Annotated in this window: 1 protein-coding gene; it reads left to right on the forward strand. The window is 38.7% G+C overall.

Annotated features, from left to right (window positions below; genetic code table 11):
* Positions 1–24 precede the first annotated feature (24 nt).
* The coding region (locus ACQKKK_RS26225) for an IS1182 family transposase (RefSeq protein WP_427620022.1) at positions 25–1,146 on the forward strand (1,122 nt) is incomplete at its 3' end.

Below are 1,146 nucleotides of genomic sequence, written 5' to 3' on the forward strand. Positions count from 1 at the left end.
AATAAATTTATGTGGGTGAGTACGATGATTCAAAAACAAACGTCTATGGTTTTTAGTCCTCATATGGCCATTTATGATGTAGTGGTTCCAAAGGATAACATGTTACGCAAGATCAATGAACTTATTGACTTTTCTTTTGTGTTGGAAGAATTGAGGGACAACTACTGTCTTCATAACGGCAGGAATGCTGTCGATCCAATACGTATGTTTAAATATTTGCTGCTCAAAACTATTCATGACCTATCAGATGTGGATATAGTTGAGCGTTCCAGGTATGACATGTCCTTTAAATACTTCCTCGGCATGGCTCCAGAAGATCCGGTTATTGACCCTAGCTCTTTAACGAAATTTCGAAAGCTCCGTTTAAAAGACATAAACCTTTTGGATATGCTCATTCATAAAACCGTTGAGATTGCGATTGAAAAGGAAATCATTAAAAACAAAACGATTATTGTGGATGCCACCCACACGAAAGCCAGATACAATCATAAGACTCCAAAAGAAATATTGATGGACCAATCTAAAAAATTAAGAAAAGTAATCTATTCGATAGATGAAGAGATGAAAAATAAATTCCCGGCCAAAACCACTACTGATGTATTGCAGGATGAAATTGCTTATAGCCAGAAGCTCATCGAGGTAGTGGAAACAGAAGAGCGTATCACCCAATATCCAAAGGTAAAAGAGCAGTTAAATCTATTAAAGGAAACGGTAGCCGATGATATCGAACAGTTAAGGATCTCCAAAGACCAAGATGCCAAGATTGGCCACAAGAGCGCTGACTCTTCTTTCTTTGGATACAAAACACATATTGCGATGAGTGAGGAGCGAATCATTACAGCTGCGACTATCACTACAGGTGAAAAAACGGACGGTAAAGAATTAAAGGCATTAATTGAAAAGAGCACGGCAGCTGGTATGGTGATTGAGACCGTGATTGGGGATGCAGCTTACTCAGAGAAGGGAAATATTGAATACAGTGAAGAAAATAACATTAAACTAGTCGCAAAATTGAATCCTTCAGTTACACAGGGATTCCGGAAGAAGGAAGAGGAATTTCAATTTAACAAGGATGCAGGAATGTACGTTTGTAAAGATGGGCATTTGGCTATCAGGAAAGCTCGCCAGGGCAAAAAAGATGTAGGG

Source organism: Peribacillus sp. NPDC006672 (assembly GCF_050274955.1).
In the GTDB taxonomy this organism is placed as follows: Bacteria; Bacillota; Bacilli; order Bacillales; family DSM-1321; genus Peribacillus.